Origin of the sequence: Jiangella anatolica (assembly GCF_003236295.1) — a bacterium.
Taxonomy (GTDB): domain Bacteria; phylum Actinomycetota; class Actinomycetes; order Jiangellales; family Jiangellaceae; genus Jiangella; species Jiangella anatolica.
In genome coordinates this window covers 1-813 of the sequence record NZ_POTW01000193.1, presented here as the reverse complement: position 1 = coordinate 813, position 813 = coordinate 1, and the positions used below count along the sequence as shown (strand labels likewise).

The 813-nt window shown below is 73.1% G+C and carries 1 protein-coding gene; it reads right to left on the bottom strand.

Annotation, left to right across the window (positions count from 1 at the left end):
* Nucleotides 1-154 precede the first annotated feature (154 nt).
* Nucleotides 155-813, bottom strand: a 659-nt coding sequence (locus C1I92_RS32910; RefSeq protein WP_111258834.1) for an alpha/beta hydrolase, incomplete at its 5' end; no start/stop codon positions are given.

The window sequence follows — 813 nt, the reverse complement described above, 5'->3', positions numbered from 1 at the left end:
GTGACCGAGGCGTCGCGGAAGTCGTCGGCGCGGGGCGGGTCCGGGTGCTCGTCCGGGCCGAGCTCCTCGGCGGCCGGCCACGGCTGGTCGCCGGCGGAGGGGGCGGCGTGGAACGAGTCGATCAGCTCGGCCCAGGTCTGGTCGTCGTCTCGGCTCATCGCGTTCGGCCCCGGTTCCTCTGTGTGGTCACTCGTTCGACGAACGCCGCGGCGCCGGAGAAGATTTCCGGCGCGTCGTAGTCGAGGGTCGCGACGTGGTAGCTGCGGCGCAGCACGACCTCGCTGACGTCGGTGGACGAGACGCCGGAGAGGATCACCGGCGCGCTGGTCGCGTCGACCACGTGATCGTCGGCGCTGCGGTACAGCAGCACCGGCTGCGTGATCATCGCCAGGTCGCGGCGGACCAGCTGCCACATCTTCGTCTGCGACCACAGCGCCTGCAGCGGCGTGCGGTCGTAGGCGCGCTCGTCCTGGCCGGGCATCGCGATGTCGCCGGACAGCCCGGCCACCGACGGGCGCAGCAGCCGTAGCAGCGGCAGCGCCAGCAGCCGCTTGTCCGCGCTGGTGACGACCGGGTTGACCAGTACCAGGCCCTGGACCAGCGGGCCGTGCTCCTGGGCCAGCCGCAGCGCCAGGCAGCCGCCCATGGACAGGCCGGCGACGACGACCTGCTGGCAGCGCTCGGCGAGGTCGAGCAGCGACCGCTCCACCCGCCGGTACCAGTCCGGCCAGCGGGTGACGTTGAGGTCCTGCCAGATGGTGCCGTGCCCGGGCAGCCGGGGCAGCTCGACGCTGTACCCGTGGCCGGCCAGGT